This is a genomic window from Clostridium sp. OM05-5BH, from assembly GCF_003481505.1.
Taxonomy (GTDB): Bacteria; Bacillota; Clostridia; order Lachnospirales; family Lachnospiraceae; genus Otoolea; species Otoolea fessa.
On record NZ_QULJ01000002.1, the window covers coordinates 7,068 to 32,954 of the forward strand.

25 protein-coding genes are annotated in these 25,887 nt (G+C 42.0%); 3 read left to right on the plus strand and 22 right to left on the minus strand.

What is annotated here, in order from left to right:
* Window positions 1-136: 136 nt before the first annotated feature.
* The 20 genes from DXB70_RS02570 to DXB70_RS02675 all read right to left on the minus strand — a co-directional run bounded on the left by DXB70_RS02570 (window position 137) and on the right by DXB70_RS02675 (window position 20,826).
* Entirely contained in the window at window positions 137-553 is a 417-nt protein-coding gene (locus DXB70_RS02570; RefSeq protein ID WP_008787625.1) for a hypothetical protein, read from the minus strand.
* Window positions 550-753, minus strand: a complete 204-nt coding sequence (locus DXB70_RS02575) for a helix-turn-helix transcriptional regulator (RefSeq protein WP_008787624.1) — start codon at window positions 751-753, stop codon at window positions 550-552. The genes DXB70_RS02570 and DXB70_RS02575 overlap by 4 nt, the downstream gene beginning before the upstream one ends.
* 100 nt (window positions 754-853) lie before the next feature.
* Window positions 854-1,765, minus strand: coding sequence for a conjugal transfer protein (locus DXB70_RS02580; RefSeq protein WP_008787623.1), 912 nt, complete (start codon window positions 1,763-1,765; stop codon window positions 854-856).
* A gap of 17 nt (window positions 1,766-1,782) precedes the next feature.
* Window positions 1,783-2,790 (minus strand): bifunctional lysozyme/C40 family peptidase, encoded by a 1,008-nt coding sequence (locus tag DXB70_RS02585; RefSeq protein WP_008787622.1) that lies wholly within the window; start codon window positions 2,788-2,790, stop codon window positions 1,783-1,785.
* On the minus strand, window positions 2,787-4,991 hold the full coding sequence (locus DXB70_RS02590; RefSeq protein WP_008787621.1) for an MFS transporter: 2,205 nt from the start codon (window positions 4,989-4,991) through the stop codon (window positions 2,787-2,789). Before DXB70_RS02590 ends, DXB70_RS02585 begins: the two co-directional genes overlap by 4 nt.
* Complete coding sequence (locus DXB70_RS02595) at window positions 4,991-7,441, minus strand: ATP-binding protein (RefSeq protein WP_008787620.1); 2,451 nt, start codon at window positions 7,439-7,441, stop codon at window positions 4,991-4,993. Before DXB70_RS02595 ends, DXB70_RS02590 begins: the two co-directional genes overlap by 1 nt.
* Window positions 7,419-7,817 (minus strand): conjugal transfer protein, encoded by a 399-nt coding sequence (locus DXB70_RS02600; RefSeq protein WP_009243016.1) that lies wholly within the window; start codon window positions 7,815-7,817, stop codon window positions 7,419-7,421. Before DXB70_RS02600 ends, DXB70_RS02595 begins: the two co-directional genes overlap by 23 nt.
* A 116-nt stretch (window positions 7,818-7,933) precedes the next feature.
* Window positions 7,934-8,437, minus strand: coding sequence for an antirestriction protein ArdA (locus tag DXB70_RS02605; protein WP_002323345.1), 504 nt, complete (start codon window positions 8,435-8,437; stop codon window positions 7,934-7,936).
* Window positions 8,438-8,454: 17 nt separating this feature from the next.
* Window positions 8,455-8,958 (minus strand): antirestriction protein ArdA, encoded by a 504-nt coding sequence (locus DXB70_RS02610; protein ID WP_008787619.1) that lies wholly within the window; start codon window positions 8,956-8,958, stop codon window positions 8,455-8,457.
* Window positions 8,877-9,173 carry a hypothetical protein gene (locus DXB70_RS02615; RefSeq protein ID WP_008787618.1) on the minus strand — a complete coding sequence of 99 codons (297 nt, stop codon included), beginning with the start codon at window positions 9,171-9,173 and terminating at the stop codon, window positions 8,877-8,879. The genes DXB70_RS02610 and DXB70_RS02615 overlap by 82 nt, the downstream gene beginning before the upstream one ends.
* A 109-nt stretch (window positions 9,174-9,282) precedes the next feature.
* Window positions 9,283-9,903, minus strand: a complete 621-nt coding sequence (locus DXB70_RS02620; protein ID WP_008787617.1) for a hypothetical protein — start codon at window positions 9,901-9,903, stop codon at window positions 9,283-9,285.
* Window positions 9,904-9,992: 89 nt separating this feature from the next.
* The gene (locus DXB70_RS02625; protein WP_032548346.1) at window positions 9,993-10,217 is read right to left on the minus strand and encodes a hypothetical protein; all 225 of its coding nucleotides are present in this window, start codon (window positions 10,215-10,217) and stop codon (window positions 9,993-9,995) included.
* Window positions 10,218-10,320: 103 nt separating this feature from the next.
* Window positions 10,321-12,231: a group II intron reverse transcriptase/maturase gene (gene ltrA, locus DXB70_RS02630; protein ID WP_002286940.1), complete on the minus strand. Its 1,911-nt coding sequence runs from the start codon at window positions 12,229-12,231 to the stop codon at window positions 10,321-10,323.
* Window positions 12,232-12,972: 741 nt separating this feature from the next.
* Window positions 12,973-13,107 (minus strand): DUF3789 domain-containing protein, encoded by a 135-nt coding sequence (locus tag DXB70_RS02635; protein WP_017143882.1) that lies wholly within the window; start codon window positions 13,105-13,107, stop codon window positions 12,973-12,975.
* A gap of 12 nt (window positions 13,108-13,119) precedes the next feature.
* Window positions 13,120-14,316 carry a MobT family relaxase gene (gene mobT / locus DXB70_RS02640; protein WP_008787615.1) on the minus strand — a complete coding sequence of 399 codons (1,197 nt, stop codon included), beginning with the start codon at window positions 14,314-14,316 and terminating at the stop codon, window positions 13,120-13,122.
* A gap of 183 nt (window positions 14,317-14,499) precedes the next feature.
* Complete coding sequence (locus DXB70_RS02650; protein ID WP_021402858.1) at window positions 14,500-15,894, minus strand: FtsK/SpoIIIE domain-containing protein; 1,395 nt, start codon at window positions 15,892-15,894, stop codon at window positions 14,500-14,502.
* A 64-nt stretch (window positions 15,895-15,958) separates the two neighbouring features.
* The gene (locus DXB70_RS02655) at window positions 15,959-16,717 is read right to left on the minus strand and encodes a helix-turn-helix transcriptional regulator (protein WP_004613604.1); all 759 of its coding nucleotides are present in this window, start codon (window positions 16,715-16,717) and stop codon (window positions 15,959-15,961) included.
* A gap of 98 nt (window positions 16,718-16,815) precedes the next feature.
* Window positions 16,816-17,199 carry a YdcP family protein gene (locus DXB70_RS02660; RefSeq protein ID WP_032544356.1) on the minus strand — a complete coding sequence of 128 codons (384 nt, stop codon included), beginning with the start codon at window positions 17,197-17,199 and terminating at the stop codon, window positions 16,816-16,818.
* Window positions 17,200-17,214: 15 nt separating this feature from the next.
* Window positions 17,215-17,541: a YdcP family protein gene (locus DXB70_RS02665; RefSeq protein WP_021402862.1), complete on the minus strand. Its 327-nt coding sequence runs from the start codon at window positions 17,539-17,541 to the stop codon at window positions 17,215-17,217.
* A 234-nt stretch (window positions 17,542-17,775) separates the two neighbouring features.
* Complete coding sequence (locus DXB70_RS02675; protein WP_058692487.1) at window positions 17,776-20,826, minus strand: SrtB-anchored collagen-binding adhesin; 3,051 nt, start codon at window positions 20,824-20,826, stop codon at window positions 17,776-17,778.
* Between the two features lie 305 nt (window positions 20,827-21,131).
* Between DXB70_RS02675 and DXB70_RS02680 the strand changes: the two genes are divergently transcribed.
* Both DXB70_RS02680 and DXB70_RS02685 read left to right on the plus strand, forming a co-directional pair.
* On the plus strand, window positions 21,132-21,374 hold the full coding sequence (locus DXB70_RS02680) for a tyrosine-type recombinase/integrase (RefSeq protein ID WP_243099892.1): 243 nt from the start codon (window positions 21,132-21,134) through the stop codon (window positions 21,372-21,374).
* Between the two features lie 445 nt (window positions 21,375-21,819).
* Window positions 21,820-22,284, plus strand: coding sequence for an Hsp20/alpha crystallin family protein (locus DXB70_RS02685; protein WP_118293600.1), 465 nt, complete (start codon window positions 21,820-21,822; stop codon window positions 22,282-22,284).
* A gap of 150 nt (window positions 22,285-22,434) precedes the next feature.
* On the opposite strand, the gene DXB70_RS02690 is transcribed toward DXB70_RS02685, so the two are convergent.
* Both DXB70_RS02690 and DXB70_RS02695 read right to left on the minus strand, forming a co-directional pair.
* On the minus strand, window positions 22,435-23,004 hold the full coding sequence (locus tag DXB70_RS02690; RefSeq protein ID WP_118293599.1) for a hypothetical protein: 570 nt from the start codon (window positions 23,002-23,004) through the stop codon (window positions 22,435-22,437).
* Between the two features lie 218 nt (window positions 23,005-23,222).
* Window positions 23,223-24,473, minus strand: coding sequence for a cell wall hydrolase (locus DXB70_RS02695; protein ID WP_243033946.1), 1,251 nt, complete (start codon window positions 24,471-24,473; stop codon window positions 23,223-23,225).
* Window positions 24,474-24,876: 403 nt separating this feature from the next.
* Between DXB70_RS02695 and pfkB the strand changes: the two genes are divergently transcribed.
* Window positions 24,877-25,797: a 1-phosphofructokinase gene (gene pfkB / locus DXB70_RS02700; protein WP_118672611.1), complete on the plus strand. Its 921-nt coding sequence runs from the start codon at window positions 24,877-24,879 to the stop codon at window positions 25,795-25,797.
* Window positions 25,798-25,887: the final 90 nt, after the last annotated feature.

Below are 25,887 nucleotides of genomic sequence, written 5' to 3' on the forward strand. Positions count from 1 at the left end.
AAATCACTTATCACAAATCACAAGTGATTAATCACAAATCACTTGTGATTTGTGATTCTTAATGATACAATATTACTATACAAAAAAAGAATGGGGCGTAGTTATGGAGAAGGAAAAACTAAAAATACTTGAAGAATTAAGACGTATTTTTATCTAAATAACGAGCTGTTATAACCCATGTAATTTGTCCGATAGCAATAACTCCTGCTATCGAAAAAAACACAACTTTACTCATATATCCCATAAAGACAAGAGCAAATAATACAAGAACCAATAATGTAAGTGTTACTTTATAAGCATTCGCAAGAGAAGCATTAGTAATTGCGATATTTCTTTCATCATTTTCTAATATTTGCATTTCTTTTGTTGGCTTACTGAATATATCACAACCCATAAAAATCAATATTATTCCAATAAGCGTTGTACCATAGACAACCAAATCTGGACGAGGTACGGGCAATAGTTGGTGTACGCCTAAACCATAAGTTAGTAAACCACCTAAAAAGATTATTACACCGATAAATAATTCAACTTTTTGTATCTTATGTTTCATTTGCTTTCCTCCTCATAAATAAATATTTCTTCAATACTCATTTGAAAGTACCTTGCAATTTTAAAAGCTAAGATAATAGAGGGATTGTAGCGTCCATTTTCTAAAGAGCCTATTGTTTGACGAGATACTTCAAGAGCAGTCGCTAAATCTTCTTGTTTAATACCTCTTTGTTTTCGTAATTCTTCTAAACGATTTTTCACAACATACCCCTTTCTTGAACAAATGGAAAGTTTGCTTTCCTTTTCTAATCTTATGATACTCCTGCAAGTAAAGAATGTCAAGCAAACTTTCCATATTTTATTATCCTACAATCTTCCAGTTGCTATCCTTATGTAGCACAAGTTCATACTGCGATATTTGTGTAGCCTTTGTCTGATTATCAAGGAATTTCACAGCAACTTTGACTTTCACATTGTCCCCGTCCTTTGTAAAGATAGGGTTTACCAGTTCAGCATAAATGTAGTCCCTGCCGATAGGCTCAAGCACATTTCCCGATACATAGTAGGCAAGCTCTTTTTCTGTGGCTGTCGGGTACAGCTTAAAGAATGTTTCAAGAAATGCAGTAGCGTCATTGACGGTATCAGCGTCTACACTTGCATTTGCTTCTGGTGTCTTAGGCTCATAATCTGATTTCTCGATTGCTGGTGCAAGGGTAGGGTTCTGAACGATTACCATATCCCCGTCAGCGTCTACATGGACTTTTACGGTATAGGTTGCTTTCACATTGCTTGTCTGTTCTCCCTCTTTTATCTGCTGATCCACTTCGTAGGTAGCAGAAAAAGTGTCCGTTCCCGACTGTTCAATACTCCATACAATCACATCTGTAACTGTGGAGCTGGTCGGTATATCGGTTCTAATGGTATCCACATTCAAGTCCTGCAATTCCTTTGTCAGATAACCGCTGATTGCCTGCGTCCTTGCTTCAATCGCTTCTTTGCTGTTACTCCATGTGTAGTAGGGCTTTGCAAAGTTCTTCACAAAATTTTCTATCCCGTTGGTGTCCTGCAAGCGAAGCTCTATGATTTCTTTTTCATGGGTCGTGTGCTGGTCGATAGCCGTAAAATTCTTATACGCCCCAAAGCTCACGCTTGCGATAAGCACCACCCACAATGCAATCACGGATTTTTTATGTGTGCCTACCTTGAAAGTACGCACCTTTTTTTCTTTGGGTTCTTTGATAGTTTCTGTCTGTTTCTTATTCTTTCTAAACATGATGAAATCCTCACTTTCTATTGTTTTACTCGTCCTGCACCGATTAAGTGCTGTTGCCAGTAACTACTACTTAGGTCTGCATATCCTATCGGGTCGCCTGCGTGGTACATCTGTGTCGGCGAAACAAGAATACCGACGTGTGTTACATAACTTCCAGCGTTATAGGTAGAATGGAAAAATACCAAGTCCCCAGCCTTTGCCTGCGAAAGTGGAAGATGTTGGGTTGCGTCATACTGTGCTTGTGCGGTTCTCGGTAAGGAGATACCAGCTTTTCCATAGCACCATTGCGTCAGTCCCGAACAGTCAAAAGAAGTGTTGGGATTGCTACCGCCATACACATATTTCCAGCCTTGATATTTTAACGCTTCATTCATGACCTTTTGTGCCAGCTCTCCCGATACCTGCGGAACAGTTAAATACTGATTGACTAATTCGACGTAAAATTGATTGCCATACTGATACCGCCAACCCCCGTTCTTCGCAACGGCTATCGGGTTGGTGTAGGTTACTTTCTTTCCACCCGATTTCTCACGGGCGAAGCTCTCTGCAAGGTTAAAGGTGTGTTTCTTTCCTTTTCCTGCCACATATCCCACATAACCACCGCCATAGTTATAGGACTGTATCGCTACATTCAAATCGTCGATACCTTGATTTTTACAGGAAGAAAGCAGGGACGCAAAATACTTACACCCCTGCTTGATTGAGCTTTCCGTATCTAAAGAGTTGGGCGGTAAACCAAGACTTTCTGAACTCTGCATAACATCTTCTGCCGTACCGCCACTTTCTACTTGAATGATAGCCAGTAGCACGTTGACATACTCGGAGATACCGTTTTCTCTGGCGTATTTTTCCACCATAGGCTGATGTTTCAAGACTTCTGCGGATAAATTCATACCCGTAATGCCAGAAGAAAAGTTGCTGTTCTCGTCGTCGCTGTCCGCACTAATGAGGACACCAAAGAAAAGGACTATGGAAAAGAGGATAGGAAACAGACTGCCAATAAGAGCGATATGTTTCAGTTTCATTTTTTCTTCTGTCCTTTCTTCGTTACAAGGTTACGGTTCTTTTCGGTATGTTCCGTTGTACGCTTTGATTGTTCAAAGGTCTGTTTCTTTGTAGTACGCTCTGCTTTGTAATTCTGGCGTGTTTCCTGCGATACTACTTTTTCTACATTCTGCCTATGTACTGGCTGTGCAGGCTGGGTCGCTTTCTTATCAGAAGCACCAGAAGATAACGGACGCTCTTTCACAACATTTGTCTTGACTGGTTCACTTGCTTTTGAAGTGGTCGCTGTGGCAGGACGTTTCACTTCCTGCATTTTTTCCGCACTCGGCTTTGGAATGGTTGAAGCTGTGGCTGGTCGCTCATGGGGACGGGTAGCTCCCGTTGTCGCTGATCCGTCCGTCTTTCTTTGTCTTGCTTCTTGTGCCTTTTGAAGCTCCATACGTTTGTCAGCGATATTCTGTCTATGCTGTTCCTGCTTTTCCAAGCGTCCCGTCTGTCTGGACTGCTGTTCCTGCACCATGCCACGCTTGAAGTCTGATACGCTGGACTTTGCCTTTTCCTTTGCGGAATACACCGCATAAGCGGTCTGTGTCGGCATATCCTTGATATTCTCTTTGACAGCGTTAGCCTTGTCTTTCACTTTATTTTTCGTATCTAAGACAGCACCCACCTTTGAGCCTGCACGCTGTCCCATGCTGGAAGTGGTATTGCCCCGATTTTCTTTAGAAGCCGTATTTTTTCTTTCGGCTCTCTTGCCAGCAACGGCACTTCCAGCTACCGCACCAGCCACACCACCCGAAATACCGCCAGCACTTACCGCCCTTGCAATACGGTGTTCCATACGCCTAGCCCTATGTCGCATAAACAGATACGGTCTGCGGAAAATTCTTCGTCCCATGTTTTGACTGTCGCCAGCATTAAGTGAGAACATACTCATTAAGTCGCCCAGTTTCATATAGATACCAGCAAAACACACTATCTGCAAGAACGCCACCATAAAGAACGGGTAGTCTGTGGAGATGTTATAAAACATACTGGAAATGCTGAACGCCACCGTTACAATGAGCGTTATTCCTGCCCGTGTCATTATGGTATTAAATACCCTCACGATTGCCTGCTTTGCCATGCTTTCATAGCTCGGTATCATGGAAAGTAGAAAGCTGATAGGTAAAAACATTGCAAAGATAATAAAGAGTATCTGGCTGAACAACATCATACCCGTAAGCAAGAATACAAATATCGTGATACCTAAGTTAAAGAATAGCAGGAAGAACACCATACCTAAACGGTTTACGACCTGCGGTATCGTCAGATTGTTGTTGTCATTGTCCTCGATTTCTGTTTTCACGACTTCCTCTCTGGTCTTGCCGTCCTCGTCCTCTGGACTTACTGATACCAGAGCTTCTACACGGTCTGTCCCGATTTCCTCTGCGTTGCTGTTACCAAATTGAAGCAAGAGCCACGGCTGTTCCACTTGAATGGAAAACAAGCTGTCCCGTATCAAGTCCACGCTGTCCTTGCCCTCGCTGTCAGAGTTGGGGAGCATGATTTTTGTTCCCAAGTCCAAAGAAGCGGTACTGATGTCTGATGAAAATTCATTTATCTTCTTGATGTAATCGGGAGCGTAGGCAATAAAGGAAGCGGACAACACGAACACCACCACAAAGTTAATAACAGCGTGAAGTGCCTTGCTGGTTTCGCGTTTGATAAGTCCCGTATAGGCAACATAAAGTCCCACTATTAAGATAATGAGAAGCAGGAAACCGACATAGAAGCCCGTAGAAGAAAAGCCGTTCTCGGTAACGCCTGCAAGGGTCTGTATGCTTTGTCCGATACTGTCTGCCATATCGTTAATAAAATCAAGTTTGTATGCTTCCTGCACCACATAGCCCGTAGCATTGCTTAAATAAAGGCTTATCGTCCAGACAAAATTGGTAATGCAGTAAAGTCCGTACTGCACCGATTTTCCGATACCGTCCAGCCAGTTCCATGGCAACCACGACCAGCTATTATCCACATAAAAATCAAGCTGGTAATTCGACAGCGGATATTTTGAGTAAAGATTTTCTGCGTTTATGGTATCGTCCACAAGCCCCGTCGCATGAGCCACCGTCCCCAGAAGTGAGAGCAGGATAAGGGAGAGTGCCACGACAAACAGAGCCATTTTGAGAAAGTGAAGTATCTTCCTTTTTGTGAACGCACCTTTTATCCTTTCTTTCATCACTCCACCTCATTTCTCTGTACGGGCGGTCTGGTATCAAAGGCGTGTAGCAGTTCTTCAAAGACTGGGTGTATCTGCACCACACCGACACGCCCGTATAAGTCCTGCAATAAGCATTGTCCGTTCTCCAAATCACGCAAGCGTTTCTGGTTGTTCTCGTCGTCCTTGTCGATACCGAAAAATTCTAAGGTCTGCTTTATCTCGTTGATGTCAGTAGAACGAAAGGCAAACTTCAAGCCGATATTGTTTTTCAGACTTTCCTTTGACACGTCGCCAGAAGATTGTGTAACAAAATAGACGCCTGCCTGCATAGCTCGTCCAGCACGCACCAGCTTATTTGATAAAGTTTCGCCTTGTGCCACATTTAAGAACGCCCACGCTTCGTCAAGGTCTACAATCTTAAAAATGCTTCTGTCTGAATGGATAAAATCAAGGGCAAAGGTACTAATCACAATCAGCATAGACACCGACAATAATTCAATGGTCGTGTATTCCTCAAATGTTGTATCCTTATCTGGTAATACTAAGTCCGCTACTTGAATGATATTGAGTTGGTTATCCAGACTGATTGCATTTTCCACCGTACCGTCTGAAAACAGCAGGTGTGCAAAGTCGTAGTCCGTGAAGCTGTCGATATGTTCTGCGATATTTCTTGATATGGGTGTATCTTCACGGCGTAGCTCGTCTATCACATGGAGCAAGCCCCGACTGTCGCTCTGGGTAACGGAGCGTACCGCCTTACGAAGTACAGGGAATTTTTCGCCGTCCCTAGAGGAAATACCCGTAAGGAATGTTAAGATGTCGATTGCCAGACTTTCAGCGTCTTTTACATTCTTCATAATCACGAACGGGTCAAGAAGTCCTGCATTGTCCTTGTCGCTGGTAAGGTTTACGATATTGATTTCATGGGCGATTTCTGGGAGCGTTTCTTTCCAGTTGCCCCTCTCAGCTTTGGGGTCTAAAATGACTGCTTGACCGCCAAACAGCACCGCATAATATACCAGAAGATTGTTGCAGAATGACTTTCCACCGCCAAGCGAACCGACAAAAGCAGAAGCAAGAGCGTTTGTTACTGTACCTTTTACACCCTGCGAAGCTAACGACGGTTGCAGGTACACATTTCTTCCCGTATCAACGGAATAGCCCATATAGATACCCGTAGTTTCCCCTAACTGCTGGGTCGCACCAAAACCAAGACCTGCCAAGAAATCTGATTTTACATACTGCACGTAGTCATTGATATATCGCTTGCTGGCAGGAAGAAATTCAGAATGAAGCCCCAGCATATCCCCAGCAGGACGCACCAGCTTTACATTGAGGTCGTCGTAAAAATCTTTGACTTCATCACAACGGCGTTTTAATTCGTCCAAATCATCAGCCGATACACGCACTACATAAGAGAGCTTATACATACTTTCTTTTGTCTGGTCTAAGTCCGTTTCCAGCTCATCCACGCTGTCTAATGCGTCCACCACATTTGAGCTTGTTTCACTTCCTGCTTGATAAGCGTGATTGTCAAGGTCTTTCAATTCCTTTTTCTTGTTGCGGACGGTTGTTAATGCTTTACGGTTCTCCACGATTTCTACATTCATAGAAGTATCAACGGGGAATGTGAATTGCTGTTGCTGGAAATAGAAGATTTCAGACGACGGAAAATCAAGCTCGCCAACAATCGCATTGACGGTAAAGTAGGACACATAGCTTTCCCTGTCCTCATGTTCCAATCGCAAATACCGCTGGCTTTCCTCAATCACACACCTTGTCGGACGGATAAGGTCGTAGTATTTTATCAGCGTTTCTTTCTGTAATTTCTTCTTTGGTAGCTGGTACTCATAATCTTCATAGGCGATACCGTCCCTGCCGTAAAGATGTTCCATGAGATACCCAAAATCATGGATTTCCAAGCGACGCACCTTAAAGCGACGGGAGATTTTATTTTCCAGCAACTTTTCCATTTTCATATAACGGTTGATTTCATCATTCGGCATGGAAACAAAGTCATTCATCAGCGTGTGGTTCACTTCATGGAGAAATTCCTTGAATGTCAGCCACGCCGATTTTTTGATGTTCTTCAGATTGAGCTGTTCTTCCGTAACCATGAGCTTAAAGCCAAGAAAAAAGCGGTAGTCCACTTGATTGTCCCCAATCATTGATACTAACGCTTCGGTCTGTTCGTCTATCTTCTGGCAGGCAACTTCCTTTAATTTCCCCGTAACCAGCTTCTTTGACTGCTCCTGCATACTTCGTATTGAGCTTTCCGTTGCAATCTGCAACGCATGAATTTTTCCCTCACGGGACTGTGCGATAAGCTGTCGGAAACTGTCATGCACGATAAATTTCTGCTCTGCGGATAGGAAAGAATAGTTGTATGGTATCAGCTCATAATAAGCAAACACCTCATTGTCCTTATTCCAGACAAGGTTATTGTCAATATATTTTATCGGGAACATAGTTCACACTCCTTACTGCCGTGATTGTTTCATTGAGTATCTGCTTATGCAGTTTTACGGCTTTTCCTGCATAAGTGATTTTCGGTCGCAGGGCATAGGTTATCTGTGATTTCAAAAAGCTGTACGGCTTCTTTCCGTCAAAGGTTTTCTGCGACATAAACCATGTGAGAGCAACGGGAATACCAAAGTATTTGAGAAATGCTCCCTCAATCATGGAAAGTGGGGGAATATCCCCAAACAGAATAATGAGAAATTCCGTAATCACAAACCATGTAATCTGTGTAAAGGTAACGGGAAAGGGTAAGTTAAAGTCATTGATTGCATACAAGACTTTTTCCACGTTCCAGATACCCGTATAAGATTTAATCTTTTTCAAGTTCTTTCAGCTCCTTTCGTAAGTTTCTAAATAGAAAAGGACAGCCATTTTCAGACTGTCCCTTAAAGAGAAATACGCTGTCAGTAACAACAATGCTTGTCGCTGATCTTCCAGCGTTAATATGGTATCTCGCACATACCTCGGCTTGTTTCAATAAAGCAACCGCCCATATCCAAATCTCGCCCGTAGGCTTCATAGTCAATGTAATTCTGTAAGCTGGGTGGAATGTCCCCAAGTGCCTGCAATTCGTCTATGTAGTAATAGGCAACGTCTGTCATAGTTTCACAGTCGGGATAATAATAAATATCGTCCTTGTGTTCCACGACTTCTTCCAGCGTCCCGTAGTGGCTGATAAATTCGTCCAGACACTCTACAATATAGTCGGGAAGTTCCTCTATCATTTCATACATCTCATTGAGTTCTTCAATGGAAACATACTCGCCAATCGCAATGGGGAAGTTGTCGGTATCATGGATAGCGTATTCCTCATACTGTTCATTCAAGCCGATTTTTTCTTTCACATCTTCCTCGTCAATGGGGAACGTGAACCAAGCACCGACTAAATAGCCCTCATTGTATTTGCCAAGATTAGCAATGTAAACCGCCATATCATCAATCATAAGCACCACCTCATTTCCTACTCTGGCAGTTCAAAGATACCGTGTTCTGTTACTAAAAATTTCCCGTGTTCCTGCAAGTGAGAAGCGTAGGCTTCAAAGTCAAAGTAATATTCTTGACAGTCCTCGGATAAATGCTTAAATGTCGGGTCGTTCATCAGCTTTTGCCTTGCAACATCTATCATGCTTTTGCAGTCGGGATAAACCGTAATCACGTTCCTGCAAATATAAAGTGCTTCTAAATTTTCATACACGGTAAGAAGTGATACATATTCTTCCTGCATATCGCTTGAAAGCTGGCGGTACATAAAATCTAATTCGTTGAGCTGGTACACGCTTGTATGTTCGTGGACTTCATCAGCAAAGGGCAGTACCTTTTCGATAATGCGGTAATCCCCACTTTCTGCACCGACACCTAACTTTTCTTCAAACTCTGCAACATCTATCGGCAGGTCAAACCAGTATGATGTTGTTTCTTCGCCAGTTGTTCCTTTCGTTTCCACCAGCACCCTTGTTTCCTGCATTGTTCCTCACGTCCTTTCTGTTGTTTCATCACATCTTGTAAGGTCTGGTACGACATACCAAACACATATTTAGAAAAATCTTCTAACTGTCTTTCTTCATAATCGGCAGGGTTCAGTCGTTTCATTTCCTGCCACACCTTACGCTTGTAAGAGGGCAGGTCGGAAATATAATCACAGCCGACTTTCGTCTGCATATCCTTAAAAATATCGCTCATTTCATCACTCCAATCTAAAATTTAGGTAAGAAAAAAGCAGTCAATCCTAAGACTAACTGCTTTGTGTGTATGGATATGAAATTGTCAAACTGGGATTTATCAATATAAACTACCATGGAAAAATATAATAAAATACCAAAGTACTTAATACAATTCCGACAATATACATTTTTCTATAGTTTACTTTTTTGAAAAATATTATGGTAAACACAACAGCTCCTATAATATCCATTAACAACTGAAATAGGAATGTTTGATGTTCCAAAAAATAAATAAAAACTGCTATTGTTTCAGCAAATAATGCTCCTACTGGTAAAGAATATAATACTGAACTAAAAATATGTTCCCTATTCCAATAGTACAGAATAAATGCTGCTATTGCACAAGCGATTGACCAAACAGTAAACAATATGAATAGCCCAAAGCGGAATCCGCCGGAAAACATAGGTATAAACATTCCTAATATTGCTTGTAAAGCATAAAAACTTAATGTCATTCCAAACATATACAAGAACGAACTAATTCCTGCACAAATATTTGAGGTGCTTAACATAACGATGATAGTATTGGTAATAATCCAAAAACCAAACAATGTTTGAGGTGATGAAAAACTCCATAGTGTATCTGCGGGAAAATAATCTAACAGTCTACATATACACCCTACTAATATACCAATTACAAATATCGCTGTATAAGACTTATATGTATTTCTTAGTTTTATATTTGACACAATAGTTTTCCTCCTAAGTTCAAATTCATATTTGTCGTTTTCTTCATATCCATATTATATCACTCACATATTAGCACTACAATAAAATTTTATGCACCGATAATCTTGTTGAACAGCTCTAACAGTACATCTTTCACACCGCCGGCATTGAATACCAAGCCGACAGCAATCAAGGCAACTACCAAGAAGCCAATGAGCTTTGAAAACTCACGCTTGAACCCTAAGTAGATACCGATAACCACAATCGCCATAAGCACTAAGCTCTGTGCGTTTGATAAAAACCATTGATATATGGATAGGTAAGTTCCTGATATTATAAATATCTCAAACTTTTCCCCCCATTCACACGGAGCGTGCGACTTTCACCGCACTCCGCGTTCCATCGTGTTTATATTGAAAAGTATTTATGTAGTAGACCTATATCAAGTTTAATTCTTGATTGCCAGCTAATACTCTATATTTATTTAGTCTTATGAGCTGGACTTTATTTAGCTTCAATAGAGCTATATATTTTTGTATTGTTTCTTCTGTTTTAGCGTGTATTAGACGGTGTACCGCCTCTTTTACCAAAATAAGATTTTTATAATCGTCATTTCCACCAGCTCCAGTTGGTACAATATGATGACAGTGTATTTCATTAGCTTGTTGAAATTCTTCCAGAGTTATAGCACATTTTCCATGTTGAGCAGAAAATAGCGAAATTCGATTGTCTGCGTATTCTATTGTGCGATTTTCCAAAGATAATTTCATTAACTGGTACATCAGTAATTTATCAACACTTAGATTGGTGTGGATAAATTTTCTTCCCTCTAGAGTGTAGCAATTCGCTAAATACACCTTTGCCATTGGTTTTCTGTGTTGGATATATCCAACAGGGAAAATAGGTTCGCCCTCGCCAGCAACATACCGGAGCATTTTAGATTTACCATATCTTGTTGCCTCCTTTGTCGTAAGTTGTCTGCCTGTTTTTCTCAATCTGCCCCTTTTGTTTGTACCTAATCTGTTAGTGAAGATAGCCATTACAGCTCTATTCAGTTTCATACAATCCAGATTTACATTCGTTGCAATCTGATAATAATTTTGCATACCTAATACCATTGAATTATAAAGTCTTGTTTCTTCTAATTCCGTTTTCCCTTTTGAGGGAGAAGCAATTTTCTTTGCCTGTGATACCAGCTTGTCTTTTTGGTTTTTGAATTGTTTATCACTTATATGTGATTTAACAACTAACTTCTTTCTTCTCGGTATCATTTTAATCTTGAAACCAAGAAAGTCGGAGTATCTTTTTCTAACATTTACAATTCTTGTTTTTTCTTGTGATACTTCCAATTTTAATCGTTGTTCAATCCATTGAGTGATTGCTATTTTGGCTTTTTCAGCACTTTCCTTGTAGCGGCAGAAAACTCTAAAATCATCTGCATAACGAACCATATACATTTCCTTTAACTTTGTTTTCTTCATTTCTTTGTAAGCGTTGCTTTTACATGGGCTACCGCTTTTATTGATATGAACCACATAGTTTTTTGTAACAGGATTTTCCTGCCATTGGCTTTCTACCCAATGGTCTAACTCATTAAGAACAATGTTTGCTAGTAGTGGGGATATTATTCCCCCTTGCGGAGTTCCTTTCTCTGGATATGTTATTGTACCGTTAGTCATTTTGATTGGAGCTTTTAATATCCTTTTTAAAATGAATATCAAGTGCTTGTCCCGTATTCCCATAGCCCATATCTGTTTTATCAGCTTGGAATGGTTCACGTTGTCAAAGAAACCCTTAATATCAAATTCAATCACATAATGTAGCTGGCTGATTTGTAGGCGGTTATAGGTTGCTTTTATTGCATTTTCAACTGACCTATTAGGTCTGAAACCATAGCTGTTTTCACTAAATTTAGCTTCGCAGATTGGTTCTAATACTTGTTTTATACATTGTTGTATAAGCCTGTCCCACATACAAGGAATACCTAGAGGTCTGGTTTTCCCATTTGGTTTTGGTATTTCTTTTCGCCTCACTGGCTTAGGTCGATACCCATGTGGACTGCCTGCAACAATGTATCTTACTTTTTTGACAACTGTTTCTGCTGGCAATTTGCCAATATCTTTAATTATTGTACCGTCTGTTCCTGCTGTTTTACTGCCTGCATTTGCTTTGATATTTCGATATGCCAGTAATATATTTTCTCTCGATAGGATAATATCCATAAGATGAGTGAAAATATCTCCATTCTTACTTTTGGCATATAAATCATCAAAGGTGTTTTGCATTTCGTAATATTCAGCGTGTCTTAAATCTTCTACACACAATGTTTCATTTTTATTTTTAGGCATAAGGCTTCACTCCTTTGCTTGAAATTGAGTGAGCTTTTTTATCTTACTCGTAATCCTTATTGAAACAACATAATACTTTTCTAATATATACACGACTTGAGGGCATTCCTCCATTCTCATTACAAGAATTTCTTAGGTTCGCCCTCTGCTTTTCAGCATTAGTTCAACTGCTTATTGTTCTTCGTCAGTTTATTCTCTTGATGAGAACCCAATACCTTTCCTCGTTCCGATAATCTTATCTATACATATATATCCTTAGGTCACTAGCTATAAGCCTGCTGGCTTGATACCGCCTGTAACGTTATATGGCATTTCATAACCTATATTCTTACTTTGCCACACCAGCTACGATTTCTCGTACCTTTGCATTTCTACAAAGTTCAAATTTAGACCCGTACATTCGCTGTTTCGTCAGTTCCTTATAGAACATTCTAACCATAGATATTTTATAGACCCCCGACCTGTTGGATACGCTACCCGCCTCTGGATAGTTTTCGATAGAAGATATATGTTCATCAACTATTACGGTATCTTTCAGCCGTCTTTACCGAGCTTCAAACATTCTGAGTTTCCTCATACAATGCTTGTCGGAGGCTCAGGGCAGGCGTTTCAGAGCGTTACTTCATCATTCCACCTGTCAGATTATCAGTTCTCCTAATAATCAAACTTTTTCGTTCTTTTATTAGTGCCTTAGCTTTTCACTAAGGAACGAGTCGCACATAAATTTTGTCCGAAATTCATTTAATTGTCCTCGCTTTCTTTTAATTGTTCCATTTCATAGTCAGCTTCTTTGCCGACATTCAAAATACACATCAAGACTACGCCGATACCCATTCCCATAGATACCAGCAGGAAGTCTTTTAATAATACCCACATTTTTTATCACTCCTAACTTTCTACTAAATCTTTTGCAGGGGTCGTCTGCTGTTTGATTATCATTTCATGCTTTTCTGTGAGCTTTGCCTGCTGTTCGATTGTTTCCATGTAGTCTGTACCGTTTCCCTTATCAATCTTTTTCAGCATTTTTAAGGTCGGTGCTACCTGCCGTTGTACCCACCGCAATGTGCGGTCTAAGGTGTAAGGCTCTGGTTTTGTCGTCAGCTTCAAGCTCTGTCTGTTATCGCCGATAAACCAAGCCCAGCGGTCATTGAGCTTCCAGTCATTTTTTCGCTTGTCGGGTTCTTCATCAACAAACCGCACATACTGATTGATGATAGAAAAAGCGGTCTGTTCTGCGTCATAATAGGTCAGTAAATCTCGTACCGCATAATAGGCTCGTTCATTGCGAAGCCGTATTTCAAAACGGTTGATAATGTCGGCTTCTTCCAGAGGTGTCCCTAACTTGACGTACTGCTCATAGTCCTTTTCATAGATACAGAAATACACATCTGATTTCAGCGACCCAAGATAAAGGGTACGCCCCATATATTCTCTGTCGTCCTCTCTGTGCTTGATAAGCTCGCCCGACTGGTAAAACTTATAGCTTCTGGACTTTCCGATATATTCCCGTTTCCTGCATTTTTCCGCAAGCTCTGGAATATCCAAAATGCCCGTATGGTCGTTGATAGCAAGGTCGATACGCTTCATCACGCCACCGTCTATAAGTGCGTCCATAAGAAAGTCATACCAGCTTCTTTGCTGTGCCAGCAGGTAACTTTCAAACTGCCTGCAACCACGCCCCTTTAACTCTAAAAGGACACCTTTTTCTTCGTCAGCCGACGTATAGATAAAGATGTCCCCTAAAGAGTAATGCTCCGTATAACTGTAACGCCCGTAATTTTCATGGAGCATATAGTTGATATTCAGTTTTAATATATCTTTGATGATGTGCTGTATATCCAGCGTGGGAAAACGAATTTTCACATAATCAAACAGCATGGTAAGCGGTGCTTCTGGATTGAACTTTGCCAGTTCTTTATGCAGAGTATTCAGAAGTTCCTTTGACGGCTTCATTTTTCCGCTTTCTATCTTGTTGAGATATTCTCTTGTGATACCAGACGCCACCGCCAGCCTGCCTTGTGAGATACCGTAAGCAATCCGTTTTTCCCGTAATTCTTTTATCCATTGTTCTTCATTCAGAACCATACCCCCAATCTGTCAAGTGTGAAGTTTTTTAAGGCGACTTCACAGCCGATTTTTGCTAGGAAACCATGCGATAAGCCTTATGTTTCCTGTGTTTTTCGTCTATTGTCTATTTGCAAACGTACCCCTCTGTTAGATACCGAGGGGTTTTACCTGCTGGCGTGGCTGACGCCACACCAGCAACGGCTAGTCCGTGCCGTCGCCTTTCGCTTCGCACGTCGCCGTCCCGTCCTGCCTTGCCTGTGAAAGAGAGCCGATAGTCTGCAAAAAATCATGTCCTTTCGGCACTAACGGCGTGTAAAATTCACTTATGACGCTTGTTCCTACATCACAATAGCCACGCCCCTTGATACGCTTCTGGAAAAACTGTTTTTTCACATCTGAACCAAACAGCATACCGTAACCCAATTCGCTGATACGCCCCAATCCCACACGGAAATTGAAGTTATCTCTGATACCGTCCGAGAAATACTTTGCGTCTGGACGCTGGCAGGCAACGATAAGGAAATAACCTGCTTGTCGTCCTAACATAACGATTTTCTTTAACTGGCTAAGTAGGCTCACGCTTTCTTTCGTCCCCAGCATTTCAAAAAATGCTACATATTCATCAAAGATAAGAAAGCAGGGTGGCAGTCCAAGATAGGCGTAGTTTTCGCCCGTCTTATAGTTCGGATGTTGCTTCATTTCCTCACTTCGCTGTAGCATACCCTCATAAAAGGCATTGACGCAATCTATCATTTCTTCTTTGGTGTGATATACATTTCCCATAACTGTCCCTAAGTCTGCAAGGTCAGCGTTCTTCGGGTCTAAGATGTAAAGGACAGCGTTAGTATGCAGTAAGGCTTCAATGAGCGTCAGCAGAAAATAGGTTTTACCGCCACCAGTCCCACCAGCGATAAGAGCGTGAGGGAGTGCGTCATATTCCCAGACAAGATTTTTCATCAGCCTAAGACAACCGTTTTCTGCCCGTACTTCATCAATGGTAATGCGGTTCGCTATCATATCATAAAGCAAGGTGTATTCTATATAGCCGTCATGCAGGGTCTTGTCGGTCAGTTCACAATATAAGCCACTTTCCAATTTATCCTCTAACCGTAAAAGCTGGTCTTGATATTTTCCTAATGTGATTTCACAGCGGATATGAAGCAGTCCCTTTTCCATTTGATAATAAATCTTTGGAAACCAGACGATTTTTTCCCTTGATCTGCTTTGCAGGTCAGTAAAAAAACCGCTGTCTTGTACGGTATCAGCTTCATACCATTTATTTTCCAGTACCATTCTTGCCAGCTTTTGACGGTGCAGGAGCTTCTTGAAACTGTCGTAACAGAAGCGGTAGTACAGAAAAGCGACCAATGCACAAACACCAGTCGCTATCAGTATGGTTATGAAGTTGTAAGGGGAAAGTGTCAAGCCATTCTCTAACAAGCTGAAATGCTCCCAGTCGGTACGCATGAGCTGTTTGATATTCAGTAGTAGGAGAACCGCCACGAATACAAACAGAAGCGTCCCTATGGAAAAATGGTAGACAAGGTGCTTGTCGCTGGCTCTGATACGGTGTCCTTTGTTCCAAATCATACACATAAATCAATCACTCCTTTCTGGGTACGAAAAAAGCAGTCAATCCTAAGACTAACTGCTTATATCATTATTCGTACTTCTTTCCAACAATATAGGTTACTACTAACAGTCCTATCACTAGAATAATGATAGTTGGATATTTTACACTATTCCACGCTGAAATACCACCAACTAAAAAACTGATATAACAGATAATAGGGTATAGAATAGCAGTCCCTAATGTAAATACTCTAAATACTGTTAATACATATCCCCAGTTTGCATTATTAAAAGATAGTCCTGCCATGTGTATTCTAAAAATTCCTTGTGATACAAAATTAACTTTATTTGTATCATAATATGTCGGTAATAATTCTTTTGCAAAAACACAAAACCAACTTGCAAACAAAAGCATTAGCAAAGATATATACAAACTATCGCCCATTTGTTTTATGGAAATTCCAGAAACAGTTAATAATATTGCTTCTACAATCACCACACCGATTGAGATAAGAAATGCAAATATCCAATTCTTTTTTCGTTGGCGTATTGTGTCACGTAATGACAAGTCTAACGAGTTTACTACAAGAGTTTCTACCACATCACTATTTAGTGTCTTGTTCTCTTTTAATTTTTCTCCTTGTAAAAGTTCTGTTACTGTAATACCGAGTACATCAGCAATAGGGATAAGTAATGTAACATTTGGCATACTGTTTCCACGTTCCCATTTACTAACTGTTTTATCCGACACAAACAACTTATCTGCTAAGTCCTTTTGTGTCATTTGTTTTTCTTTTCGCACTTCGGCTAAAAATTGTCCGAATTTTTCATTGTTGATTTGATACATTTGTGCCACCTCCTATCGTTATTTTAACCATTTACGATAAGGTAGGCAATCTACTAACGGGAGAGTAGCGCTATTTTTCTAGCCTATGAGGAGAATTTTTATTTTTTTGGCTGTCCTTGCGGTGTATGGTTCTGTGGATTGCCTGTGTTCTGGCTCGGCTTATTCTTCAATACAATATCCTCTGCCTTAACATACCAATCCACCTCTGCACCGCCAAAAATCTTTCTTGATACTGTATTTGCTTCTGGATTGACAAGCTCCACAACTGCATTGTACGGAAATTCTCTTAACGGTATTTCTGGCGGTACGGACACGGGGATAATTCCACCATGCAAACTGCACTTTAAATCATAGATACGCTTTTTAAGCTGGGTACTCGGTGTCCCGTCCTCATTCTGCAAGAACACATCACGCACCGCTGTAAATTTTAATTCTCCAAATGTTTTCTCTTTGTCAATGACAAACCCGTTTGATAATCTCATAAATTCTTCACTCCTTTACTTTTCTTCAACTGCTACAATATCATCAGCAAGCAACACATAATCGGTATGTCCCATATCCCCGATTGCATAACCTCTGCCATATAACTTCGGATTGACAAGTTTTACGTTCTGCTCATACTTGAAATGCTTTTCGCCAGCCTGCACGGGAATTTCCACCACAACATTTTCGCCTTTCTGTACGTCAGAATAAAGGTTATAGCTTCGTCTGGCTAAAAATTTGCGATTATTTTTATCCTTTTCAAAGATAGGCTCGCTTTCGCCTGCAAATTCAAGAGTTCCAAAAGACTGTGCCATATCTGGCACGACATATTTCATTTCCATATTGTTTTACCTCGTTTCTTTCTATTTTTGATAAATTGATTGTGATTTCTTATTCTGGCAATTCGGGAAGTACCAGCAATCCCACCGATAGTAAAGGGTAAAATAAATGCTTACGCACCCTTGACTATCCGTGTTCTTGCAGGTGGTTGGCAGACAAGCCAGAATAAGAGGAAGTCTGCCGTTTGACAGCTTCGGCGGAGAGCGTGATTTTTCTTTTCTCATACCGTTACCGCCTTATGATTTCTTCATTTTACGACGTTTGCAGAAGAAGATACCTGCCAGTCCAGCACCAGAAGTTAGTAATAATGCAAGCAGTCCGTAAAGGTTCGTGTTATCGCCAGTTTTTGGACTGTCTGTTTTATGCGGTGTATCTGGTGTCTGCGGTGTTTCGGGTTTCTCTGGTTCTTCTGGGACTTTGGGTTTTTCCTTAAAGGTAATCGTCTGTCCCTCGTCGTCAATGTCTTTATGCTCGGTAACTTTCTTCGGCTCGTCTGGATTGCTCAAATCGTACAATTCTTCAAAAGTTACTAGCTGTTTTCCGTCAAGAGAAGTAGCGTCAAAAGTAAAGGCAACTTCCACTTTCATAGTTTCGCTGTCTGCGGTAAAGGTGTAATCACTTTCCACACGTTTTCCATTGATAAGAAGCTCTGCATTTTCTTCTTTCAACATCTGCCAGCCTACAAGTTTGTACTGTGTGCCGACTTCTAAGCCCTCTAAGGTTACGGTATCAATGATTGTAACGTCTTTTCCAGCTTCAATTTCTTTGTTGCCGTCCTTATCGGTAGCAGTCGTATGTATTTTGATGATACGCTCTGTGATAAGTACCGTCTGTCCGTCGTCCTCAATGTCTTTATGTTCCGCAACTTTTACGGGTTCTTCTGGATTGCTTAAATCATACAATTCTTCAAAGGTAACAAGATTTTTGCCACCTAAAGCAGACGCATTGAATGTATAGGAAATTTCCACTTTCATTTCTTCATCATCAGCGACAAAGGTATAGTCATTTTCTACACGCTTTCCGTCAATTATAAGTTCGGCGTTTTCTTCTTTCAGCATTTGCCAGCCTTTCAACTGATACTTTGTGCCTTTCTTCAAACCGTCCAATTTTACAGTATCTACAATCGTGATTTCTTTTCCTGCAAGGATAGTTTTTTCGCCGTCCTTGCTGGTCGCTGTGGTATGGATAGAGATTTCTTTTTCGTATTCATCAGTCAGCGTTCCTAAATCAATCACAAGGTTATTTCTTGATACCACGATTTCAAAAGGTGGGATAAGTTCAAAGCCTTTGTTGCTGTCAGAGCGTAATTCCTCAATGATATAAGTATCATAAGGCAACGCCCCTTTGCTGTCGTCTGGTTCAGAAGTTCCAAACCATACACCGTCCTCGCTGGTCTTTCCTGCGTTGGTATTGTGCTTATGAGAAGCCCAGTCAGCAGAAGTAGAGAACTGCCCGTTATCATCAGTTACCACGACATGACTTTCTCCCGTTGTCTTGCTTGTGATCCTAAAGGGAACATCAGCAAGACGCTTGTGTGTGACTGCACCGATTTTCACGCCCTCAATATCTCCACGCTTAATCTGATTGTAGATAGAGTGGGCTTTGTCGGTTAAGTCCACGATTTTTCCATTCTCTGTGATTGTAAAATCAATCGGTTTTGCACCGTCTGTCAAATATCCGTTTGGAGCTTCACTCTCAACGATACGGAATTTTCCATAAGGTAAAAGGTCGGCAGAAGTAGAAGCGACACCCTCAATGTCTGTATGGATTGTCTTTACCACTTCATTTTTCTTGTATAATTTGCCCTCAACCAAAACAGAATTGTCATTTAAGGAAATGATGTCAAAGGCAGTATCTTTCAAGGTAGCACTTCCTTGTGGCTTTGTATCGCCCGTTTCTAAATCTCGTTTCTGAATTTTCACACCGCCACGGATAACCTTGTCTGATACGGAAAACTGGTTACTTCCAAATAATACGGCAAGGTCGCCGTCCTCTGTAATCTGTGTAAGGTATAAGCCCTTAATCTGTTCCGACTTATCGCCAGCCTGCATATATGCACCGTCTAACAAATAACCGTTTGGAGCTTTTGTTTCCTCAACGGTTAGTGTTCCTAAAGGAAGAACGGCTTTTCCGTCCTGCATATAGAAACTGTCGCCAGACACCTTGTATGCGTCCGCTAATTTTGTGATGTAATGGGTTGTCCCGTCGCTGTCAGTTTCAGCGATTGTCTTTGTAACCCATGTACGAGTAGCTTCTGCAGGGAGATTGTCTTTCGTATAGAAGCCTGCATAATATTTCCATGTAAATTCCGCACCTGCTAGAGAAGCGTTCCCCTGCGGATTGTCTTTCTGTGTTTCCATATCAATCTTAAAAAGCTCAATCAAAGTGTCTGTTACCTTTGGTGTATCAGATACGTTCAAGGTCGCTGTCTTTCCAGCTTCAACCTTTAAGGAATATACAGTTTTATCTACTTTATATCCTGCTGGTGCGGATAATTCCTTGATATAGACTGTGCCAGCCGTTACCTCTACAACATCTGTATTTCCGTTTTTATCAGTCGTAAGGGTGGCAAGCTGTTTCGTGCAGTCCTTATCAGCAAAGACACCGTATGTTGCACCAGCGATAGAGTAATTTTCGTTACCGTCTGTGATGCTGGTATTACTGGAAGTCTTTTGCAATTTCGCATTTCCGACATTTAATTTCGCCCAGAATTGTCCCAACTCCTGCCCCTCGCCAGAGTAGATATAACCGCCACATTCATAGCGTCCTTTATTCTCTTTGACAAAGGCTTTTGCACCAGCGAAAACTTCGTCCTGCGTAGCTTTTGGAATTTCATTATAAGAAGCTCGCACGTTATCACATTGCCAGCCAAGATGTACGCTTAATCTCTGCCAGACAACAAGCTGTCTTAAAAGGTAAGCGTGATTTTTGCTTATTCCGCTGTGGCTGTCTGTGTACTGTTTTACATATTCGATAGATAAGGCAACGTCGCTTATCTGGTCGGCACTCATACGGGTGCTAGCGTCAGCTCTGGTCTTGTAACCATTCTTAAAATCTGTGTTAATGTCGATACAGTAAGCGTCCTCGCCCTCAACGGTCAAATGTCCCTCATTAAAGGTAGAACCAATCGAACCGTCATTCATTACTTTTTCAACGATACCGACACGTTCTTTTGACTCCGTCCAGTATTGCTTACTTTCTGCATGAACGGGTGTAGTCGGTAAAGCAGTAACGACAGTTGCAAGAGCTAAGAAGCCCGTACACAATCGTTTTAACATCTTTTTCATAAATCTAATGCTCCTTTCATTTTGGGTAATAAAATAGCCGTCCATAATGAACGGCTGGAAATAGAAAAGGAACGTCATGTTAGGCGTTCCATAGTCTATGAGTTATTCAATTTTTTCTTGTTTCAATACTGATGTGCTGTACCATATCTTTGCATATCTAGGAAAACTTGCGTATCAAGGCTCATTCAATGGTAGTAAATAAGTAGTAAATTGATGTATTTGTTTCCTTGAAAATGCTGATAGATACTGTGTTTTAGCGGATAATCAGATTTTTATTGTGTTTTTATAATAAAAAAGAAAGCAAATTGGCAGAAGAAGAGAAGCGAGAGCCGGAGTTGATGCCTCCTATTTCATCGCATACCCTTCGTCATACGGGATGTACCAGATTGGGTGAGAACAATGTCAATCCCAAAGTTATGCAGTATGTGATGGGCCATTCAGATGCACAGATCACAATGAATGTCTATAATCATATTTCAGATAAGTCTCATGTGGAGAATGAGATGTCTAAAATGAACCTGCCAGAAACCGTACCTGCTGTGGTATAAACCATAAGTTGTTGTCGTAAAATGTGGTAAGAAAATCAGACGAATATATTTTTCCAAGAATTTGTGGTAAAAATGTGGTCAAATCAAGAAAATCGAGTGCGAAAGTAAGTGAAAAATCCCTGTGAAGTAGTGGCATACGCCATGCACAGCTCGGGAAAGACTTCCCTCGCTGTAGGGCTGTCGCCCTATACATTTCCATGAAAGAGCCATCTTTATCAAGCAAGCTTGAAAGATGGCTCTTTCACGTAAATGTGCATGGCTCGTAGCGTTCACAAATTCTTCACAAAAAAATTAGCACTCGCCTCTTGACAGTGCTAATAAGAAGTGCTATAACATAGCCAGAACGAAGGAAGAGGAAGAAAAGAAAAGTTCCCAGACCGTCCCGGTTCCGAAAATGTTGGTAAATAAACATAATGAAATGAAGTTAGAAAAGGAGAGATGACTTATGTTAATGCCGAGTATTTTTGGAGAAAATTTGTTTGATGATTTCTTTAATGATTTTCCGTTTTATGATGATAACGCCGGACAGAAGATAGAGAAAAAGCTGTATGGACGCCATGGACAGAACCTGATGAAGACCGATATCAAGGAAATGGAAGATGGCTATGAGCTGGAGATGGATCTGCCGGGATTTAAGAAAGAAGAGATTTCGATTTCCCTGGAAGATGGTAATCTGACGATTCAGGCTGCGAAGGGACTGGATGAGGACGAGAAGGAGAAAAAGTCCGGTCGTTACATCCGCAGAGAGCGTTACGCAGGTTCCAGTGCGAGAAGCTTCTATGTCGGTGATGATATAACAGAGGAAGATATCAAGGCGGAATTTAAGCATGGTATTTTGAAGATTTTTGTTCCGAAGAAAGAAGCAAAACCGGAAGTCGAGCAGAAAAAATATATTGCGATTGAAGGATAATGTAGAAGAAGCAGTCAGCCGGATTGATGGATGCAGTTGTCTGGCTGTAACGTAGAAAAGAGCGCTGCGGCACTCATGGAGCGGTTTTACCAGAAATGGAAAGCCGGTTTGTGAGTGTTGCGGCGCTCTTTTTCACTATTTTATATCTGATTAGTAGTTAATACCTGTGATACCGATAGATCCCTCTTTGTCCAGACCAAAGGTAACTGCCGGTTTACCGGATGGATCGCCTACGATGAAACCTGCCTTGGTCAGTTCGGTGGAAGAAACATCGGCTGTCTTGACTGCCTCAATCAGCGCGTCGGTAAATACCTTGTCTGCGTCGAGAGCCATAAATTCAGTTCTGTTATTTACGACAATCCCGTCATCGATGCCGATGTAGGACGGATAGACAAGCAGCTCGGCTAAATCGTTCATATTTTTATTGGCGATGATGCTTTGAAGGGATCTGGCAAAACCACGGTAAAGTTCTGTGATTTCTTTTTCGCTCAGAGTCTCGTCTTCTGCATAATCTGCATCCGTTGTCTGGGCGGTTTCTTTTTCTCCGGCAGTAGTTGTTTCGCTGGCATCGCTGCTTTCTGCTGATGTATCGTTTTCCTGTGTGGATTCAGCGGCAGTTGTTTCAGCCGTGGTTGTTTCAGACGGCTGGCTGGAGCAGGCGGTCATGCTGGCGGCTGCGATGAGAGTGGAAACCATCAAGGTATAAATTGATTTTCTCATAATTTCCTCCATTTGCAATCAATGGACTCCCGGAAGCTTTCTGTGCTTAATGTTGTGAGATGATTTGCAGGAAAGACTCCGAGAGTACCTATCAATAAGGTATGGACAGTAGGTGTCCTCTGTCTGTATGTTTGGCTGATATGATTATCATATCATAAGGCGATGGGAATGTATATGAGGTTTAATGTAATGCGTTTAAATCCGCCTTTTTTAGCCTTTTATTTTTTATAGAAACAATTCCCACCAACCACCTGATAGCTGGAGTAGCTGTCGTAGTTTGCTGATTTGGTCGAGGTAAAATAAAGGTAGTCGCCTATCTGATTTTCCCCGGCGAGCGCTGCCTTTGCCGCCTTGGTGGCAGTAGAGGACGGTCCTCTATCGAGATATTTGTCAAGCAGGCCGGAGGTCGCGCCTGGGAACTGTCCGTCCGCGTAGATGACGCTGGAGATGGATTTGCCCCATTTGCCAGATTTGACGCGGTTGACGATCAGACTTCCGACTGCCAGATAGCTTTCATAGGATCCGCCGTTGGCTTCCATCGTGAGGCAGGCGGAGAGCAGATAAACGTCGCTCTCGGAGGCGGAGATCACGTAGGATGATTTAGCGGCTGGTGCAGCCGTGCTCTTTTTCGAAGAGCTTCCAGAATTTCCAGATTTTCCCGAAGTCTGGGAGGAACCTTTAGCCGCGTTTGCTTCTGCCTGCGATTTTGCGGCTGCAATCTGGGCCTCCTCGGCGGCTCTGGATGCCTGCTCAGCTTCTTCAGCAGCCTGCCGTGCCGCCTCCAGCGCTGCCATCTCAGCCTCAATGCTGATTGCGCGTCCTGGCTTGACGCTGATTGTGACATAATCAGAAGAAACGTAACCGGAGGTGTCAACGGAAAGCTGGATTTTGACCCATCCAGTTTCCTGACTCAGTACAGGATAGTAGTCTTCCGCGGCAGCCAGACCGACGATGGCAGAATCCGTGCTGGCTTCCTCACGTACATGGAGTGTCTGTGTGCTGACGGTAGCGATATAGAGACCGAGCTCTTTGGCGAGCGGCTTGATATCATCGCCAAATACAAGATAATCGTCCTTGAGCCATCCCTCCAGCCCACCGGAGCGGATTTTTGTCCAGCCATTTTTGCGTTTTAAAATGGTACCGCCGCCTCCGCGGAAGCAGGTGCCGAGTACCTTGGCATCTGTATCTGGTTTTTCTCTCAGGTTCAGCGCATCATCCACATTGGCGACCGCGAGATTTTCATACGGATCGACCGGCTTTTCTTCTTTGATTTTGGCTTTCGCTGTACTTTTAGCATCGGTGCCGGTCTGATGACTGTTTTTTAAGGTGCTGGAAGAAGCGATGGAAGGATCAGAGCCTGCTTTGTTCTTCTTATCAGAAGGTTTAGAGAGGCATAGAAATACCAGCAGAGCCGCCCCGGCCACAATAAAAAGGATCAGGAAATAGATCGCCATCATTGTTTTATCCATTTTTTTGCGCCTGGAAGAAGCCGGTTTCAAAGGGGAATCGTTCATATCGTATATCCTTTCTGATATAAAAACATCTTGGAAATATTACAAAGATATTACAAAATTCTTCATTTACTATAGCAAATGGGGAAATCCTTGTCAACAAAGGCGGATTTTACGATTAGAAGAGGAGATGAAGCTGAGTAAAAATGATGTTTTTGGAAACACTATTCCATCAGTGACAGCAATCGTTTCGCCGGAATTCACACGAAACAATCAATCAAAAACAATCATAAAAAATCAAAATTGTGCAATATAACCCAAAAAGAGGCAGCATGTTTGTGAATAAGTTTGATTGATTTTGAATGAAAATGATTTTATAATACAGTCAGAATCAATCAAGATAAGAAAGGAATGAAGGCTTATGATTTATACGGTAACCTTTAATCCATCGTTAGATTATATTGTGTCAGTGAGCGATTTTAAGCTCGGACTGACCAACCGGACGGATTCGGAGCTTTTGCTTCCGGGCGGAAAGGGAATCAATGTTTCGACGGTCCTTCAAAACCTTGGAATTGCCAATACGGCGTTTGGCTTTACTGCCGGGTTTGTCGGCGAGGAGGTTCGGAAGGAAGTGGAGCAGCTGGGCGTGAAAGCCGAGTTTATTTCCCTGGATGAGGGAGTCTCCCGCATCAACCTGAAGCTGAAATCCATCGACGGGACTGAGATCAACGGTCGGGGACCGAAGATTCCGCGGGAAGCGGTGGATGCGCTGATGACCCAGCTTGACCGACTGGGGGCGGATGATACGTTGGTGCTGGCTGGAAGTATTCCAGCGTCGATGCCGGATGATATTTATCAGAAGATTATGGAGCGCCTGGATGGCAGAGACGTCCGGATTGTTGTGGACGCGACCAAGGATCTGCTGCTCAATGTGCTGGGACACCATCCATTTTTAATCAAACCGAACAATCATGAACTGGGAGACATTTTCGGCGTGAAGCTCTCGGAGCGGGAGGAAGTTGTTCCGTATGCGAAGAAGCTGCAGGAAAAAGGTGCGGTCAACGTGCTGGTTTCGATGGCAGGCAAGGGCGCGGTTCTTCTGGCGGAGGATGGAAGCGTCTATGCGGCGGAAGCACCGAAGGGAACCTTGAAAAATGGTGTCGGAGCCGGAGATTCGATGGTAGCCGGTTTCCTGGCCGGATACGGGGAGAGCGGAGATTATGAACACGCCTTCCGCTTGGGACTGGCAGCTGGAAGCGCGAGCGCCTTTTCGGAGCAGCTGGCGACGAAGGATGAGATAAAGAAAGTGTATGAGAACTGTAAAATCACAAAAATCGGATGAGGTTGTATGCAGACATTTTTGAAGCTGGCAAAATGTACTGCCGGATATGCAATGCATACCTGACATTCGGGCATAAATAGGGAGGCAACA

Coding starts and splice junctions, on each gene's coding strand:
- mobT (WP_008787615.1), bottom strand. CDS start 14,316: ATGGTTCTGAATGAAGAACAATGGATAAAAGAATTACGGGAAAAACGG.
- DXB70_RS02595 (WP_008787620.1), bottom strand. CDS start 7,441: ATGTTCCCGATAAAATATATTGACAATAACCTTGTCTGGAATAAGGAC.
- DXB70_RS02580 (WP_008787623.1), bottom strand. CDS start 1,765: ATGTTTAGAAAGAATAAGAAACAGACAGAAACTATCAAAGAACCCAAA.
- DXB70_RS02615 (WP_008787618.1), bottom strand. CDS start 9,173: ATGAGCGATATTTTTAAGGATATGCAGACGAAAGTCGGCTGTGATTAT.
- DXB70_RS02685 (WP_118293600.1), top strand. CDS start 21,820: ATGTTAATGCCGAGTATTTTTGGAGAAAATTTGTTTGATGATTTCTTT.
- DXB70_RS02610 (WP_008787619.1), bottom strand. CDS start 8,958: ATGCAGGAAACAAGGGTGCTGGTGGAAACGAAAGGAACAACTGGCGAA.
- DXB70_RS02635 (WP_017143882.1), bottom strand. CDS start 13,107: ATGTGGGTATTATTAAAAGACTTCCTGCTGGTATCTATGGGAATGGGT.
- DXB70_RS02665 (WP_021402862.1), bottom strand. CDS start 17,541: ATGGAAATGAAATATGTCGTGCCAGATATGGCACAGTCTTTTGGAACT.
- ltrA (WP_002286940.1), bottom strand. CDS start 12,231: ATGCCTAAAAATAAAAATGAAACATTGTGTGTAGAAGATTTAAGACAC.
- DXB70_RS02695 (WP_243033946.1), bottom strand. CDS start 24,473: ATGGATAAAACAATGATGGCGATCTATTTCCTGATCCTTTTTATTGTG.
- DXB70_RS02650 (WP_021402858.1), bottom strand. CDS start 15,894: ATGTGTATGATTTGGAACAAAGGACACCGTATCAGAGCCAGCGACAAG.
- DXB70_RS02570 (WP_008787625.1), bottom strand. CDS start 553: ATGAAACATAAGATACAAAAAGTTGAATTATTTATCGGTGTAATAATC.
- DXB70_RS02655 (WP_004613604.1), bottom strand. CDS start 16,717: ATGTATCAAATCAACAATGAAAAATTCGGACAATTTTTAGCCGAAGTG.
- DXB70_RS02675 (WP_058692487.1), bottom strand. CDS start 20,826: ATGAAAAAGATGTTAAAACGATTGTGTACGGGCTTCTTAGCTCTTGCA.
- pfkB (WP_118672611.1), top strand. CDS start 24,877: ATGATTTATACGGTAACCTTTAATCCATCGTTAGATTATATTGTGTCA.
- DXB70_RS02660 (WP_032544356.1), bottom strand. CDS start 17,199: ATGAGATTATCAAACGGGTTTGTCATTGACAAAGAGAAAACATTTGGA.
- DXB70_RS02590 (WP_008787621.1), bottom strand. CDS start 4,991: ATGAAAGAAAGGATAAAAGGTGCGTTCACAAAAAGGAAGATACTTCAC.
- DXB70_RS02690 (WP_118293599.1), bottom strand. CDS start 23,004: ATGAGAAAATCAATTTATACCTTGATGGTTTCCACTCTCATCGCAGCC.
- DXB70_RS02585 (WP_008787622.1), bottom strand. CDS start 2,790: ATGAAACTGAAACATATCGCTCTTATTGGCAGTCTGTTTCCTATCCTC.
- DXB70_RS02605 (WP_002323345.1), bottom strand. CDS start 8,437: ATGATTGATGATATGGCGGTTTACATTGCTAATCTTGGCAAATACAAT.